This window comes from Metabacillus sp. B2-18, assembly GCF_021117275.1.
Taxonomy (GTDB): Bacteria; Bacillota; Bacilli; order Bacillales; family Bacillaceae; genus Metabacillus.
Map to the genome: position 1 here is coordinate 2,373,828 of NZ_CP088245.1, position 16,729 is coordinate 2,390,556.

Here is a 16,729-nt window from a genome sequence, read left to right on the forward strand (position 1 = left end):
TAATATTTTAAAATATATAAAGGAATAAAGTGTCAACAACATACAAATATGGAGGAACTTTCAATGAAATTTAACTACCTAGATTCATATGAATTAAGAGATCTTTTTGAGAATAATTTAAATAATTTTGAAGAGTTACTTCTTTCTGAGGCTGTTAATGTTAAAGATAAAATTCAAGAAATCTTACAAATAGGGAATATTGACCTGGTAAACAATGCTAAAAAGCTTGTTATTTATATAATTGATGGCAAAGAAGAAGAACTTCAACAGTTTGCGAAGCAAGAAGGAATTGCTTGGGCAACTCATTCCATTGACTTATCCTTTAAATTAGAGTGGGTGCAGGCTATTCGTAGGACAGTTTGGTATCTTATTAATGAGTTTAATAAATTAACGAAAGAACAGCTGAATGTTAATGAATTTTTCACTCTTGAAAAAGAAATAAATAACCACATAGATAATTTTTTAAATGCCTTCTTTATTAGTTATTCTACATACAAAGATTCATTGATTAATGCACAAAGAGAAATGGTTGAAAATCTATCTGTTCCAATAATACCAATAAATTCTTCTGTTTGTATTTTGCCACTTATTGGCACAATCGATGAATTCCGAACAGTTATTTTAGAGGAAAAAGTACTAACTGAAATTGGAGAATCACGTATTCAGACTTTGATTATTGACCTATCAGGAATCGCTGATATGGAAATTGAGGTGATCGACCACTTGTTAAAGATAATCGATGGAGCCGAAATGATGGGATGTAAATCAGTAATTACCGGATTAAGAGCAGAGGTAGTACGGAAAATGATACATCTTGGCATCTCATTTAACAAAAAGACAGATACATTAGGTACATTACAACAAGCTTTAAACGATTATTTACTTAAATAATAAGTCAAGAAAGACCCTATTATACAGGGTCTTTTTATTTTCTTTAAATTTTTTGTTAAATTAAACTAGAATCAATGCAGTCTTTAAATACCTTCTTCGTATGTTTCATAAGATAATTGACTATCTTTGGATTGAAATTTTATTTATCAATCACCCTTATAAAATTACTGTATATAAACAATAGTAACGTTTCCTTCAATAAAAAATAGAGAGATTTACTACAAAATGCGAGTAGTCTTTCCCTCCCTTAACTTTATATGAATATTCATTGAAGTTCCTGAGCTAATATGGTTAGGTACATCTGTTAGATTAAGTAACTGTTTTACTTCAATCGTTTCTTTACTATTTCCTTGTATTGTAAACTTAAGGGGACCATTTAAATTCATGAGCGATTCCATTCGGACTTCTTCTTCAGGGGAAAATGAATCTAAAAATTCTAATTCAAATGAAACAGATTCACTGCTACGATTATGTAAAACAAGAGAGCATTCCCCATTTAATAAATCTTCACTCACACTATCAAAATGACAGATTCCATTTCCATCATAAGAAATAGCTGTTATCCCCTTAGCAAAGGTTTCTTGATACATTGTTATCAAAAGTGTTGGTAAAAATGAATAAATCAATACAACGAATACCATCGTTCTGAGATGATATTTCTTTAAGCCAATTACGAGTAAAATTAAAGCAATCACAAACAATACTGAACCAATAATACCGAGTACAATGTATCCGTCTTGATTTCGAATTGGAAGCATCATGAATGTAGCTCGTGCGTCTAGTGTTTTGTTATTAGGAAACGGGAAATAGAAACTCATACATATACATAAAATTACAGCTGAAACAATGAGTGCTAGTTTGCTTCTTACCATCTTAACCCTCTCTAAATAAGTATTCATTACATTTATTTTTATCGGTTTTTCTCATCGTTTCTTTTACTCCATATTCTTAAGTTAAAATTACTACTTTATTTAAAGACAATCAACTTTATGAATAAGACTGCTTCTCCACTTTATTTGTTTCAGCCAACTTCTCTTTCATTTGTTTTCGATCAATTGTAGGTGGGGAACCAAACATTCGAGAATATTCACGACTGAATTGTGACGGACTTTCATAACCTACCCGAAATGCTACATCAGCAGCATCTGTTAATTCAGTCATTAACAATCTCCTAGCTTCCTGAAGTCTTATTTGCTTTTGAAACTGAATTGGGCTCATTGTTGTCATCTCTTTGAAGTGCCTATGAATCGAAGCAACACTTAGATTTGCTCTTTCCGCCAGTTCCTCAATTTTAAATGGCTTGTCATAGTGCGTAATAATATGTTCGATAATGTCGCGAATATGATAGGCGTGATTCCCTTTTATAGTCAGTTGTTTAATAGCATCCCCATGTGGACCTTGTAACAGTTTATAGAGAATTTCCTTTTTAAATAATGGTGCTAGAACAGGGATATCTTTCGGATTTTCTAGTAATCGTGCTAGCCTAACTACCGCATCAAACATTGAGGTTTCCAATTTATCAACAAATACAGCACGTTTCGCATTTTTTCTCGGGTTTGCTTTAATGTCAGCATCACTTAAAAGCTCTACTATATCACCAGGATCAAATTCAAGTTTAAGAGACAAATATGGTTTGTTAGGATTTGCTTTTATTACTTGTCCTGTAATTGGTAGATCGACGGATGCAACAAAATAATCACCAGGACGATATCTAAATTTTTCTTGTGCAAGCATGTATTCCTTTTCCCCTTGAACGATCACACAAAAAGAGGGCTTAAAAACTCGATATCGCGGTTCAGTGGTTTGAGATTCATTGTAAAAAAATAAAGAAGAGATTTCAGTTTCATGATGACTATTTTGTTCTGAATACCTTTTTATCAGGCTAGCGAGCTCTTGCTGTTGATGATGTAATTGTTCAATCATAAGTTTCACCTCATAGTTTTTGACCTAATAGGCTCATTATAATACAGGCAACTCGTATTGCGTAAGTGCTTGTGATAGGATTAGGCAATTATGTGATACGTATTTTTATTCAATACTCATCCGTAGGTGTGATACGACTCCCAGGAGTAATAGTAACGAACAAACCGTTTTTTCAAAAGTTGTTCTTACTAATTGTTGTAAAAAACCAAAAGACCATAATATAACAAAAAAACAACTTATAACAGTCATTACTTTATTATATTTATAAAGTTTGTTTCCACCGATCTTTATCGTAAAGACTAATCCAATTATACAAATGAACATATTCATAATAGATATTGAAAACTGAGCTGCAAATGAGTCCGAACGTCCACCATTGACCCATGTATAAGGGATAATACTGCTAATAATAAGAACATGGATTAACATTGATAAAGAGTAAAAACAAATCCCCATATATAGAGCTGTTTTCAGTTTCATCTTTCTAAGTTTACCTACCATAAATCAGCCTCACTTTTTCATGTATTGGACGATTTTAGTTGCTTAGAAAATGAACAAGATAAAATAATCTCATTTCCCCTTAATCCGAATAGTTGTTCTGATGTTGAGGGGCCTTCGACACACGTACACGCTTCCTTCCTAATAAAGTCTATTGAAGAAAGCAAGTATTCATTCCATCTTGCAAATTACAACCTTATATACACTTTATTCCAAGCTCGTTTCTTTATAATCTACCATAAATAAGAAAAGCGCGAATGTTAATTATTCCACATTCGTGCTTCTATGTTGGAGACATTATAGAAAGCTATTTTTTAGCTAAAGCAGCCTGTACTATAGCTGAATGAAAAGTTTAATTTGCACACTTTCATTAGAAAAACATTTTTGCTAATTCCTCACGGTTGCCAGAAACTGAGCGTTTTAAAACAAATCCAGCTTCATTTAGATGAATTAGTAAATCATCTTGAAGCATGACCAAGTTTAGACGCGTAAATATATCATTTGCATTAAGTCTAAAGTCTTCAGTGATTGGGACAAAACCAACATGCATATGAGGCGTTTTTTCATCGTAATGAACGGTAGCATAGATGATATTTTCAGCTCCGTATCTTTTTTGAAGAAATTCTAATCCTTTCATAAAAAATCTCTTGATCTCTTTTTCTGATAACTTATTAAAGAAATCTTTTTCAGAACTAATCAGGATTTCACAAAGTCTCACAGCATCTTTTCGGATTTTCTTTTTAGAAAGAATGGCTTTCTCTATCCTTTTTTCCACAGCTTCTTGATAGTCTATCCTTTGAGGATTTAGGATGTCATAGTTTAAATGGGACTTCTCCTTATCAATATAAGGATTTGTTTTACTTACCCCTTCTCGTTGATTATGAAATTGAGCCTCAAGAATTTCAGAAGCTTTTAATTTTTGCATTTTTATAATAAAGAAATAACTCAATGGGTAAAACCTCTCCTCTCTGCAAATGAATGGTAAGGGACAAATCTTAGTGTTTTATGCTAATCTTTCAATATATAAATTTTCTCTTCTATAAATTGTAAATCTTTACACTCGTCAAAACCTTTCTTTGGACTTTTTCTCTTTATTATGGAGCATGTTAAAAAGTAAACGTTATCACATTCCTATCAAGTTTTTGCCTAATCCTATCAAGAGCATAAACAGCTAACCGTCGATCACTTAACAAAGTTAATTCATAGGAAATGTCTTGTAAACTTATGTTAATTCCTAGAGTTAACTAGAGGTCAAGTGAGTTCTTAATTTCCACTGCCACAGAAGTTACAATGTTCTACTTATCATTTATCAATCTGACCTAAATAAAAAAGCACAATCCAAGTTTAAAGTGAAATGGAGAAGGACAATGTGATGTAACTCCAAGAGGAGATGCACCTGGATTTGTGACGGTATTAGATGAACATCATTTATTTATTCCAGAACGACCAGGAAATAAAAGAATGGATTCCGTTCATAATATCATTTCCAATCCAAACATTGGGCTGCTTTTTTTCATTCCTGGATTAGGAGAAACATTAAGAATCAACGGGAAAGCTTATATTTGTCGTGATCCTGAACTTCTAGAAAAAAGTATGGTAAATGGAAAAAGCCCTTTATTTGGTCTATTAGTAGAAGCGCAAGAATGTTATGTCCACTGTGCGAAAGCTTTTATACGATCACAGCTATGGGATGCTGATTCGTGGTTAGCGAAAGAGGCTCTTCCCTCAGCTCCACAAATGTTGGTTGCGCACTCCAAATTACCAAATGTTTCATCAGATCAAGTTGCAAAGGAATTGAATGAAAGCTACACACAACGGCTTTATTAAATCATTTAAACTAGTTTGCTAGTATTTATTTCACTAAAATGAGGGTGACTCAAAAGGTTGTTAAATAACGACCTTTTGAGCACCCTTTCTTTATTTTTTGCATAGAAACCAAATAAGTAGGATTTTTTAATGAAAAAGGGGTATTCCTCCCCCTTATTGGCATCCAATTTCCTCTTTTACTTTATTTCTTTTTATTGCTTTCTGCATTTTTTTACAGTTATGCGCAACGCAAAGAAGCCCCCATTCAATTGTATTTTTTTGGAGGCCACGCATCGAAAAGCGTCTGAACTGCTGATTATGTTTTATTTGTCCAAATACACTTTCCACATCACATTTTCGTTGACTATATAATTTTCTTCCTTCTTCACTCTGAAGACGTTCACGAATCTCTTTTCGTTGTCTTTGATTTTCTAGAGATATTGTAATTGTTTTTTGTTCTTTTCCTTTGGCACAAGTTTTTTGGAAAGGGCAGCCGGCACATTCAAAACATGAATATTTTCTTTTAATTGAAACATATTCATTTTCAGAAGTTTTTGAGGTTTCATACTGGAAAACAAGGCTTTGCTTGTTTGCACATATAAACTCATCTAGTTCCTCATCGTACTCCATATTTTCTACACGTTCGATTTTCTTTTTCCAGTTTCTTTTTTGTTCTTGATCAAATGTATTATATTTTATGTACGCTGTTCGTCCTTCTCTTTCTAAAAAGTCATAGTTTTCCTCACTACCATAACCAGAATCGGCAACTATTTTTTCTGGTTTCACTCCGTGCTCCTCCAGGTGTTGAAGATGAGGGATCAAGCAGCCTGGATCACCTGCTCTTTGATGTAGAGAGAAACCTGTAATAAATTGACCTTCTGTTCCTGTTTGTACATTATATCCTGGTTTTAACTGCCCATTTCGCATATGATCTTCCTTCATTCTCATAAAGGTTGCATCATTATCTGTTTTCGAGAAACTGTTTCTTCCATTGAAAAGTTGATTTTGTTCTTCATATTTCATTTTTCGAGGAAGATAGTCTTTCTTTAATAATCGAACAGCTTTTTTTGCCTCTTTATTTTTAGGTTCTGTCTCTAAATGCTTTTCTAACTTTTTAATACTTTCTTCAATCTGTTCTGAAGTAATAGGAGTTTCTTTCAGCTTTTCTTCTAGCCCCATGGAAGGGGCCGTCTTTTCCTCATTTTCAAGGATGTGCTCAATTTGTAAAGCGAGTTGACGATATTTATCATCTAAACTTTTTTCATATTTCTCTGTCGCTTTCCGCCAAACAAAAGTATACTGATTTGCATTTGCTTCAATCTTAGTCCCATCTACAAAATAGTGCTCCAGCTTGACTAATCCTTTTTCACGTAGTAACTCTACAATTGAGAAGAAGACTTGATAGATAATGTCTTTCATTCGCTCTGATCGAAACCGATTGATCGTACGAAAATCAGGAGTTTGACTACCGCTTAACCACATAAAGTAGATATTTTCGGTTAGTAACTTTTCCATTTGTCTTCCTGAATAAACTTTTTGTGTATAAGCATATATGATGACTTTAAGTAACATTTTTGGGTGATAGGATGGGCGTCCACCACCTTTGTAGGGTTGAACCAACAAAGTATCGTCTAGCTTTTCTACAGCTTCGTGAACAATGATAGATAAATGATTTTGAGGGATGAGAATTTCAAGGTCTAATGGAAGAACTAACTGATTCATGTTATAATTAACGAAAGAGATATGATCATATTTCATAAAAAAATCGTTCCTTTCTTGTATAAGGTGGTGTGGTAACTTCATTATACAAAATTGGACGATTTTTTTGTTTTAATTTTGTCTTTTAAAAAGCTGTTTTCGTAGATTGATGCAGATAAATATTATTTTAAATGGATAGTGGAATGGAGCGGAAGACACTTGACTCCTGCGGGAGGTAGAGGAAAGGCTGAGACCCCGCAGGCGAAGGCGAGGAGGCTCAGCTTCCTCCCCGCGGAAAGCAAGTGTCTGGAGCGCAATGTAACGAACCAGTTTTTATATTTAACTTTATTAAAAACACTTTTAAAAAAAGGCTAACCCAAAGGTCTAAAATCTAGACTTTTGGGTCAGCCCCATTTTAGTTTCACTTTCAATGTCTCTTCCCTAAACTTTTTTATCTAATTTCTAAGTTTCTCAGCAAGTTCCTCTAGTTCCTTAGGCTTTTGTATAAGATAGTGTCGTCCGTCCTTCTCCAAATATCCCCTCTCACAAAATTGCGAAAGAACATGTAAGAGATGTCGATAGGATACACCTAAAAAGTCACAAACAGTAACATGCTTTTCTTTATAAATTCCTTCATCTGCCGTTTTCATAATGAAATCAGCTAGTCTATTTTCAAGTGGGAATGCAAAGCTTTGAGAGGATTTGGCGGCCATTTTTGTTGCTTTCGAACTGAGAAATTTGCATAATTCACGTAAAAATGCTGCATCTTCCATCATCTGTGATCGGCATTGCTGAAAAGGAATGGCAAAGCATACCGTTTTCGTTGAGGTTTGAATTCCCTTTGTATAATAAACTTTGTGCAATAATTCCATTTCTCCGATGAAATCATTTTCATGAATAAAATTTAGTAAAGAAACTTTACCATTTTGATGTGTAATATAAATTTTTGCATTTCCTTCAATCACATAAAATAAAAAATCAGGTCTATTTCCTTCTTGGATAATCCATTCCCCGCGTTTATACTCACGGACTTCTATAAACTCTTCAATAGGAAAAGAAAATAAATGTGTAATCGAATAATGATCTAAGTAGTACTGTCTTTGCTCTTGTTTATAAATTTTCATTCTACACCTCAAAATATGAGATTTCTCATATTATTGTACCTATCTCCATGCTAACATGTAAACATTGGAGGGAAACAAAATGAATACATACCAATGGATGAGTAAACGTTTTTTTATTTTTTATATGACTTGGGGCATTTTTCTTCCATACTGGACGGGATGGATGATTATTGAAAAAGGAATTACAGTTTCTCAAGCTAGTTTAATTATGAGTCTCGGCCTTGTGGCTAGAGGGCTTTCAACATTATTTGCCTTTCCTTATCTATCTGAAAAATTTAGTGCAAAGACCATACTAAATGGAATGGCGATCGGAACACTTATAGCAATTTTATGTTATATTCCTGCTGATTCCTTTCCTAGCTTACTTGCTGTTACGTTTTTTCTACATGTTTTTTATCCAACCTTAATGCCTGCTTTAGATAGTGCGGCTGGATACCTTGTACAAAGTAAGCAGTTAAAGCATTATGGAAAAAGTCGTTCATGGGGATCGATCGGATTCGTAGTAGCGGGTCTTATCTTAACGGTTTTAACTGGGGCTTTTGGAGATTCCGTTATTTTATGGGTATTGCTAATTGGAATAATGGCGTTCATTGTTCTGTTAGTTTTGCGCGCACCAGATATTCTAACTGAGAAACCAAAAATTGATCCTACTAAAAAAGGTGGCATTCGTGAATTATTTCGCATCAAGTATTTTGGATTAGTGCTGATGATCGTGATCCTACTGCAAGCAGCTCATGCCTCTTATTACAATTATGGGTACATTTATTTACAAGAAATAGATGCACCAAAATATTTAATCGGTGTGATTATCAATATTGGCGTCATTGCAGAAATTATTTTCTTTCTACTTGCAGACAAGAAATTTCAAAAATTTTCAGTTGGCTCCTTACTAGCAATGGCAGCTCTTGGTTCAACCGTTCGATGGATTTTAGTATTTGCCTTCCCAAATGTGATTGTCTTTAGTTTTGCCCAAACATTACATGCCTTCTCTTTTGCAATGGGTCACTATGCTTTTATGAAATACTTAATAAATAATATTCCGCATACAAAGATTCCAATGGCACAAGGTGTATATTCTGCCCTTGCACTCAGCTGGAGCACGGCTGTATTTACGATTTTTGGCGGCTATTTATACGAAATTGAACCAAGATACGCGTTTATTGGGATGATTATCTGTACAATTCCATCCATGCTGTTTGCCCTTTTGTATCGTCATTTAGCGAATAAAAAGGAAGTGACGATTGTTCGTAATGAAACGATGGTTGATCATTAATCGATACTTTTCCATTTTGGGACATCTCTTACCTTTTAGTGAGAATGTCCCTTTTTTATTTCCGCAAAACGCCAAACGAGCAAAGCTATCATCTTCCTTCTACTATTTGAGCAAAATCGTCAATAGTAGTTGAATACTTTACATAAATTCGCGGTAAAAGATAAAGTTCATTTTTAATCCCTTTATTAGAAAAGTATTCAGGAGTTGTTGTGAGTCCAAAAGAATAATATTTCTTCGTTTCATCTACAACTTTGTTATTTGCATTGCCATAGGGATAGGCAAGTGCAATAACTGGTTCTCCTGTTATGTTATAAATTTTATCTTTTGAATCTTTGAGTTCATGTTCAAATTTGGTTATCTTCGTTAAATCAGGATGTGTTGCCGTATGAGATTGGATGGAAATGATACCAGAGTCAGACAACATCTTTAAATCTGCAGATGATAAACGGTTAGATCGTCCGATAAAGTCACTTATCACAAAAATAGTCGCTGTTGGCTTAAAGCGTTCATTCTCTAGCTTTTTAAAGATAGCAAATGCATGTAAATTATTTTTGTATCCATCGTCAAAAGTTATAAAAATCGGCTTCTCTACTTTATCAAGATCTTGCCATCGTTCAAAAGTCAGTAAGGTAAACCCATTGTCTCGTAGATACCTCATTTGGTTTTCAAAATTTTCAGGTGTAACGTACAACTCCTTGTCACCAAGTCCTTTAAATTCGTCAATGGAATGATAAATTAAAATCGGAACTTGTTGTTGAGCTGAAATATGTATTGGAAATACTAATGTAACAAAGCACAATAACATTGTTATGATTGGTTTCATATTTTTCCTCGCTTTTCATTCTTTTACCTTTATTGTTCCGAATAATACAAAGTTAATGAAAAAACACCTCTTCATTAAGTTTAATGAGGAGGTGCACAATACTTATGTGAGTTAAAAATAAAGATACAGCATTTTCTTTTGTCGATTTTCCATGCTAGCTTTTAAGATAATAGCAACAATGACTAATAAAATGAAAAGTACGGCAATCAGAATAAATTCTGAACAACGCTCATTTCTTTTATTTAGATAAAGAACTGGTTTCGGGAGTTCGGAAGTAGGTCGTTTGTGAACATTTAATGTTCGAAGAGAAATGAACCCAATGATAATAAGCAAAACAAATAAAATGATAACAAGAACCCATCCAATATCTTTAGAAACTTGAGGATATTGATCAAGCATTTTTTCTTCCCCCTTTTATGTAAAGGGCCCTCTAATCAGCATCGTATGACGAAAATGTCAGATTGTTTACTGTATCATATGATTGAAACGTTTATTATGTATGGACTTTAGAGCTTGTTTGAAATATTAAAACAGAAAGACTCCTTTATAGGAGCCTCCTGTATAAAACCGATTGTTTTTATAGTCTTAGTACCAAGGATTTCCGTACCCATAACCACCGTATCCTCCATGTCCATAACCACCAGTTGTATAACTTGCTCCAACAATGATTAGAAGGATAAACAACACAACAATAAGTGCAAAGCCTGCACCATAACCGCCTACTGCTTCACTCATTTTCCTTCACCTCCCAAATTTCTCAATTCTCATAGTATGTTGCACTAGTAAATTCGTTTGGGCTTTTGCATTAATTTTTTGAATGAACTAATAAAACTGGGCCTATTTCTAAGTGCTAATTCCGCCTAAGTGCTACAGTATAGCCCACTCTTTGATTTTCTTGAAATACATTAGAGTTAAGAAAATGTAAGCAGTGAATAAACATGAATTTTCCGTTTGAATGAAACTTACAGAAATAAATAGCATTTTTATATCATTTTTTGGTAATTCATCTTAAATTAATATTGGTTTAATCTCATTTTGAGATATATAATAAAACCAAGAAGTTCAAGAAAGGTTTACATGCGTAACTTCTAAATAAGGAGGATTTCAAATGAGCCAACAAGTTAGAGATTTCAAAGTGAATGATTTACTAAAAAAACACAAATTTAACGAAAAAGAAATTGCTGAAATGGATGATTCACAAATTGAATATTTTCACTGGCTCTATTTCGAAGATTCTGTATACGATTATATGTAATTATTAATATAAAAAATATATAAGCTATTGTGCTAAGAGCACAATAGCTTTTTTAGTGTTAAATGAATAGTTTTGGTTTTCATTAAATTTATGAACGACAGTTAGCGTCAGATCATAACTAGTTTTGTTGTTCATCCACCTCATGAACGACAGAACGTATTCCGTTCCGGCCAGTTTTGTCGTTCATCCACCTAATGAACGACAGAACGCATTCCATTCCAGTCACATTTGTCGTTCATTCACCTTATGAACGACAGAACGCATTCCGTTCCGGCCACTTTTGTTGTTCATCCACCTAATGAACGACAGAACGCATTCCGTTCCGGCCAGTTTTGTCGTTCATTCACCTTATGAACGACAGAACGCATACAATTCCAGTCACTTTTGTCGTTCATTCACCTTATGAACGACAGAACGCATACAATTCCAATCACTTTTGTCGTTCATCAACCTCATGGGGACAAGAAACCTGTCCCCACGGCCCTTTCCCCACGGCCTTTTATTTCATTAGTTCTTGTGTGAATTGAATGAGATAGGTAGCTTGTTCTGTTGTTAGTTCTTTGTCTGTTTTAGCTTTAACATGGTTGATGAAAGCATTTAATTGTCCGTTTCTGGCTTTTGTATTATTTTTTTCAGCTGACTTTTTAGCAGCTTCTAATTTTTTAAGATATGGTTGGAAATTAGCTTCCTTTCCATTTTCTATGAGAAATTGTTGTGTTAAGTTTGCTAAGCTATCATACTCTACTTTTATTAAAATTGAAATGGAGCTATTTGTTTTGTTGCCGGCTAGGTCGATTGCTTCAGCAGTAAACTCATGATTTCCTACTCCAAGCTGGTAGGCTGGCTGTGTGTTCTCCTTACAAGTAGAAGAATCTATGCCAGATAGAGCGTCAACAGCTTCGCAAGTAACATTTATTTCTTCATCGATACCAAATTCTATTCCATCTTCAAGGTTAAAGGTAATGACCGGTGAAGTTGTGTCTAGATTTATGGCTACTTCTTTCTTATCTTCAACATTACCAGCTTCATCCTCACTCCAATAGTGAATAATATGCTTACCGTCTTCTTGAATTGTAACAGTATTTCCTGATTGTTCAGAGCCATTATTTACTTTAAAATACGTATTCTCTACCTCAGACTCATTGTCAACTGCTGTAAAGTTAATTTTTACAGCTTCTTTGTACCAATTGTTCTGAGCTGCTCCAGTTATTTCATGAGTTGTTTCAGGTGCATTTTCATCATTTTTCCCACCAGACACTAAATAAATATTAGGTGATGGTGGTTCTTCCATTCCTTCACCAATATAAAAACTAGGGTGTGGAGGTTGGTTGTAGCCAACATTTTGCCATGCGATGGATTGTCGATATTGAGCATCATGCATGAGAGTAAAAATTTTATGATCGGTTACAGCTGTTGTTGTGTAAAGGCGTAACGCACTGCTGTCTTCTGTTCTCCAAATCGCTTCTTCTCTCCAGTCACCTAAAAGATCAGCCTGTAAAGAAGGAGTACCCTTTGTTGAGTTATTGGAGTAAGTACCTTCAGCAAGTAATAGATTCTCAAGTTTTTTGTCTTCGTGATTCCATTTTGCGATTGTACCTGTTCCTACTCCTTTATTAGCATCCCATTTATGATCGAGCAATTCTCGTAAAAGATCTCCATCCCACCAAATACCGAAGTTTGAAGATGGAATATTTTCAGAGATTTTCTCACCAGTAGCTGAATACAAACCACCAGTTGTACTATTCCATTCACCTGAAATAGCCCATGCCTCAGCACCATCATAAGTAGGATCAATATCAGCCGTCATACCACGGCCAGTATCTTCACCAGTTTTAACGCCCCAGATGAATTCACCTGTTTCAGCATCACGAAGATCATAGCCATATTTTGCATCGGTATGCTCTTGTACGGAGAAAATTTCAAGTCCTGGACGATTAGGATCTAAATCACTAACATGAAGGGCGTCACCATGACCTAATCCAGAGTTATAAAGACCAGAGCCATCATCATCGATCGTCATTTGACCATAGACAATTTCATCTTTTCCATCATGGTCAACATCAGCGACGCTTAAGCTATGATAGCCTTGACCCGCCCAGCTACTATAGCCTTCATTATTCGTATCAAATGTCCATTCTTTTGTTAGCTTCCCATCTCTAAAGTTATAAGCTGTCACAACGGTTCTAGTGTAATAGCCTCTGGCCATAATAAGACTAGGTTTCTCACCGTCTAGATACGCAACTCCAGCAAGGAAACGATCGACACGGTTACCATATGAATCACCCCAAGATGAGACATCACCACGTTGTGGGTCATAGTCAGTTGTGACAAGTTCCTTACCAGTTTCACCCTCAAATACTGTGAGATATTCTGAGCCTTGAAGGATATAACCTGATGAATTTCGATGATCCGCATCTTTCTTACCAATGACGTTTCCTTGTCCATCCACTGTTCCATCGGCCGTTTTAAAAGCAATCTCTGCTTTGCCATTTCCATCAAAATCGTAAACGATGAACTGAGTGTAATGGGCTCCTGCGCGAATATTTTTACCAAGATCAATTCTCCACAGTTTTGTTCCATCCAGCTTGTATGCATCGATATACACATTTCCAGTGTAACCAGCTTGTGAATTGTCTTTTGCATTTGATGGATTCCATTTTACAATGATTTCATACTCGCCATCACCATCTAGATCTCCAACACTTGCATCATTCGCTGAATACGTGTAAGGATCTCCTAATGGTGTGACACCATCCTTTGGCTTATCAAGTGGAATGTCTAAGAAGTTATTGCTTAAAACATTTGCGCGATCTTTTGTTTTCTTTTCTTTCCTATCTAAAACAGCGCGTACCTCGTAAACGTCATCTACGGTTCCTTCTTTGTCAACAAAGTTTGTGCTGTCTGAAAGAGGTGAAGTGTTAATTTTCTCATCGTTGCGATATAAGTTGAATGACACATCCTTAGGATCAGTTCCTAATAATCTCCAACCGAGATAAACGCCTTCATCGGTTTTAACAGCTACGAGACTGCGATCAATTGATTCCATTTGTCTATTTAGTACTGTTACTGCCGGTGTTTCAAGGCTATCAGATTGTTCAGAGATTCCACCAGCATTTACCGCAGCAACTTTGTAGTAGTATTTAATAGTGGTTAGAACCGTTTTATCTGTATATTTCGTATCACTTGTTTTACCAACTAATTGATACGTTCCATCTTTCTTTTTAGATCGATAAACATTATATGTTTTAGCTCCTTCCGTTTTATCCCAGCTAAAGGTTAGATCATTTTTATTAACATCTCCAAGCTTAAGGTTTACGGGTGCATTTGGAACAGAAACAGATGGATCAATCATCGATACAGCTAATGGCATAGAAGGAACAGTTTCGATATTCGCACTGTCAATTGTAGTAACTGTGTACTCATATTCCATACCAACATCGATACTAGTATCTTTGTAAGAATTCGTTGCTGATGTACCAATAAGCTCTACCTTATTAGTTCCTGCAACTTTTCGGTAAATATTATATTTTGATGCACCGTCTACTGCTTTCCATGATAAATTAACAGACGGATTTTCAGGATCAATCGTCACTTCCTCAGCCTTCAGTTCTGATGGTGCGAGTAAAATCGGCGTAAGCTCAAGACCATTTGCAATTCCAGTAGATCCTTTGAAATTCACATTCATTTGACCATCTGTTACAGAAACATCAGAAAACACCTTTGACGTATAATTTCGACTTGAAGCATTTACAGGACCTAAGTCTTTACCCTCTATCGATACGTCTGTTCTAGCACTTCCAAGGAAATCTGCAACATGAACCTTCACAGCATATAGTCCATTTGGTACATCCACTTTGAATTCCCAACCAACGTTAAAATATCCTAGCCAATCACGTGTTACGTCTCGAAGTGGTGTATCTCCATCTCCACGGTCACGTGTGATCATGCCTGTATTATCTTTAATTCCATACCCTCTTTCTTCGGTATATACAGTATTAAGATCAACATTCGTAAAACCCTCGGCAACAGGACTGCCAACCGGCCCGAAGTCAAACTTAAGAGTTGCTTCTTTTGTTTTTATTTCAACAACATCTGAACGATCGGACTCTCCTTTTCCATTTACAGCAACCACATGCAGATGATAGGTATTTCCTTCATCCATACCTGATAAGCTGATTCTAGGAATAGTTGAGGTACCAGCTAAAACATAATTTTCTTCAGTTGAAAGTTTACGATAAATTTTATAAATATCCGTATTCTCAACTACATCCCATGTTAACACTGCCCCGGCATTACTGATGCTGCTTGCCGTTACACCAGTAGGCTTGTTTGGAACATTTGCTGGAGGCTCAACGTCTGTTACATACGAAGCTAGTGGACTACTTAACTCTTTTATTCCAGACGATAAAAGGCGTGCAATTTGAATTGCTCCATATTCCTGGAAGTGCGTATCATCTTGTGAACCATTTGGAAACGCTTGATAAATCCCTGGCTCTGTATGAAGGAATATAGAAAGAGTCCCAATAGGACCAATTGAGTTATAATATTCACGGCTAAGTGTACTTAAATCAACCAACTCAACATCAAGTTCAGCTGCCACTTCTTTCATACCTTCTACATATTCTGGAAAACTTACATTAAAAATGCCTGTTTCTGAATTAAAATCACGTCGACCAACAGGTGTAACTAAAATTGGAGTGGCACCACGTTGTCTTGCTCCATTAATATAGGTTTTTAAATAATTTTTATAATCTGGAACTGATGCATAACGCTCAGGTCTGCTGATGGTAGCATCGTTATGTCCAAATTGAATAAGAAAATAATCATCAGGACGGATTTCTGTCAAAATATGATCTAATCTTCCTTCGAAAATAAACGACTTAGAACTTCTTCCACCTATAGCATGATTGTCAAAAAGAATGTCATCATTAAAGTATCGTGGAATCATCTGTCCCCAACCTGCTTCAGGCTTCCAATATTCATCATATGTTTGCACAGTAGAGTCACCTGCAATATAGACAGTTGGCTTCTCACCTGCATCACGTTTAGCTAGTTCTGTAATAATAAGTCCGTTAATTTTTGGATTACTGCCAGTAAGCTCAACATTCAATTGTCCGTCTACTAATGCAATAGAAAAACTACGATCAATGAATTCTCCTGCGGCAACAGCTGTATCCTGAATCTTTTGAATGGTTTCAGCTTTCACACCTATATTTGTAGCTTCCTTCGAATCTCCCGCAATAACTGATACAGAATAATCACCATTTGGCAAATCTACATTAAAACTTGTTTCCTTTGTTGAAATAAAATCAGACTGCAATGCGTCAGTTGCTCCATTGTCTCCTGAAACGACCTTTGATGGATCTTGAAAACCATATCCAACGTCTTCGCTATAAGCAGATTCCTCTGAGACTTTGCTATATCCTTCTTTTACTGCA

Annotated in this window: 11 protein-coding genes and 3 pseudogenes; 4 read left to right on the forward strand and 10 right to left on the reverse strand. The window is 35.3% G+C overall.

All coding sequences use genetic code 11. From position 1 onward, the window contains the following. Positions 1-63: 63 nt before the first annotated feature. A complete protein-coding gene (locus LPC09_RS11990) occupies positions 64-891 on the forward strand; it encodes an STAS domain-containing protein (protein ID WP_231309574.1) in 828 nt (275 codons plus the stop codon). A gap of 218 nt (positions 892-1,109) precedes the next feature. Here the strand turns inward: LPC09_RS11990 and LPC09_RS11995 are convergent, their stop codons facing one another. The 4 genes from LPC09_RS11995 to mobV form a co-directional block, all read right to left on the reverse strand. Beyond that, the gene (locus LPC09_RS11995; RefSeq protein ID WP_231309575.1) at positions 1,110-1,763 is read right to left on the reverse strand and encodes a hypothetical protein; all 654 of its coding nucleotides are present in this window, start codon (positions 1,761-1,763) and stop codon (positions 1,110-1,112) included. A gap of 115 nt (positions 1,764-1,878) precedes the next feature. After that, positions 1,879-2,814: an AraC family transcriptional regulator gene (locus tag LPC09_RS12000; protein ID WP_098797545.1), complete on the reverse strand. Its 936-nt coding sequence runs from the start codon at positions 2,812-2,814 to the stop codon at positions 1,879-1,881. 105 nt (positions 2,815-2,919) lie between these two features. Next, on the reverse strand, positions 2,920-3,315 hold the full coding sequence (locus tag LPC09_RS12005) for a hypothetical protein (protein ID WP_098797544.1): 396 nt from the start codon (positions 3,313-3,315) through the stop codon (positions 2,920-2,922). 367 nt (positions 3,316-3,682) lie between these two features. Next, complete coding sequence (mobV, locus tag LPC09_RS12010; protein ID WP_098797543.1) at positions 3,683-4,261, reverse strand: MobV family relaxase; 579 nt, start codon at positions 4,259-4,261, stop codon at positions 3,683-3,685. A 404-nt stretch (positions 4,262-4,665) separates the two neighbouring features. Here mobV and LPC09_RS12015 point away from each other — a divergent pair. Continuing rightward, positions 4,666-5,139: pseudogene (locus LPC09_RS12015) on the forward strand (MSMEG_1061 family FMN-dependent PPOX-type flavoprotein); the annotation flags it as partial. 153 nt (positions 5,140-5,292) lie between these two features. Here LPC09_RS12015 and LPC09_RS12020 read toward each other — a convergent pair. Together LPC09_RS12020 and yeiL are read right to left on the reverse strand one after the other, a co-directional pair. Further along, positions 5,293-6,876 carry an IS1182 family transposase gene (locus LPC09_RS12020; protein WP_231307734.1) on the reverse strand — a complete coding sequence of 528 codons (1,584 nt, stop codon included), beginning with the start codon at positions 6,874-6,876 and terminating at the stop codon, positions 5,293-5,295. 395 nt (positions 6,877-7,271) lie between these two features. After that, positions 7,272-7,940: a transcriptional regulator YeiL gene (gene yeiL / locus LPC09_RS12025; RefSeq protein ID WP_098797541.1), complete on the reverse strand. Its 669-nt coding sequence runs from the start codon at positions 7,938-7,940 to the stop codon at positions 7,272-7,274. 79 nt (positions 7,941-8,019) lie between these two features. Between yeiL and LPC09_RS12030 the strand changes: the two genes are divergently transcribed. Then, complete coding sequence (locus LPC09_RS12030; protein ID WP_098797540.1) at positions 8,020-9,213, forward strand: MFS transporter; 1,194 nt, start codon at positions 8,020-8,022, stop codon at positions 9,211-9,213. Positions 9,214-9,301: 88 nt separating this feature from the next. Here the strand turns inward: LPC09_RS12030 and LPC09_RS12035 are convergent, their stop codons facing one another. The 3 genes and pseudogenes from LPC09_RS12035 to LPC09_RS12045 all read right to left on the reverse strand — a co-directional run. Further along, positions 9,302-10,036 (reverse strand): polysaccharide deacetylase family protein, encoded by a 735-nt coding sequence (locus LPC09_RS12035; protein WP_098797539.1) that lies wholly within the window; start codon positions 10,034-10,036, stop codon positions 9,302-9,304. Positions 10,037-10,147: 111 nt separating this feature from the next. Further along, the gene (locus LPC09_RS12040) at positions 10,148-10,435 is read right to left on the reverse strand and encodes a hypothetical protein (RefSeq protein ID WP_098797538.1); all 288 of its coding nucleotides are present in this window, start codon (positions 10,433-10,435) and stop codon (positions 10,148-10,150) included. Positions 10,436-10,684: 249 nt separating this feature from the next. Next, positions 10,685-10,771 (reverse strand): annotated as a pseudogene (locus LPC09_RS12045) (YjcZ family sporulation protein); the annotation flags it as partial. Positions 10,772-11,144: 373 nt separating this feature from the next. On the opposite strand from LPC09_RS12045, the gene LPC09_RS12050 reads away from it, so the two are divergent. Beyond that, positions 11,145-11,291, forward strand: coding sequence for a hypothetical protein (locus LPC09_RS12050; protein ID WP_162987328.1), 147 nt, complete (start codon positions 11,145-11,147; stop codon positions 11,289-11,291). A gap of 499 nt (positions 11,292-11,790) precedes the next feature. On the opposite strand, the pseudogene LPC09_RS12055 reads toward LPC09_RS12050, so the two are convergent. Next, positions 11,791-16,728: pseudogene (locus LPC09_RS12055) on the reverse strand (rhamnogalacturonan lyase family protein); the annotation flags it as partial. Position 16,729 lies beyond the last annotated feature (1 nt).

Bases quoted from the DNA above. Each gene is read 5' to 3' on its own strand.
- LPC09_RS11990 (WP_231309574.1), top strand. From the start codon at position 64: ATGAAATTTAACTACCTAGATTCATATGAATTAAGAGATCTTTTTGAG.
- LPC09_RS11995 (WP_231309575.1), bottom strand. From the start codon at position 1,763: ATGGTAAGAAGCAAACTAGCACTCATTGTTTCAGCTGTAATTTTATGT.
- LPC09_RS12000 (WP_098797545.1), bottom strand. From the start codon at position 2,814: ATGATTGAACAATTACATCATCAACAGCAAGAGCTCGCTAGCCTGATA.
- LPC09_RS12005 (WP_098797544.1), bottom strand. From the start codon at position 3,315: ATGGTAGGTAAACTTAGAAAGATGAAACTGAAAACAGCTCTATATATG.
- LPC09_RS12020 (WP_231307734.1), bottom strand. From the start codon at position 6,876: ATGAAATATGATCATATCTCTTTCGTTAATTATAACATGAATCAGTTA.
- yeiL (WP_098797541.1), bottom strand. From the start codon at position 7,940: ATGAAAATTTATAAACAAGAGCAAAGACAGTACTACTTAGATCATTAT.
- LPC09_RS12030 (WP_098797540.1), top strand. From the start codon at position 8,020: ATGAATACATACCAATGGATGAGTAAACGTTTTTTTATTTTTTATATG.
- LPC09_RS12035 (WP_098797539.1), bottom strand. From the start codon at position 10,036: ATGAAACCAATCATAACAATGTTATTGTGCTTTGTTACATTAGTATTT.
- LPC09_RS12040 (WP_098797538.1), bottom strand. From the start codon at position 10,435: ATGCTTGATCAATATCCTCAAGTTTCTAAAGATATTGGATGGGTTCTT.
- LPC09_RS12050 (WP_162987328.1), top strand. From the start codon at position 11,145: ATGAGCCAACAAGTTAGAGATTTCAAAGTGAATGATTTACTAAAAAAA.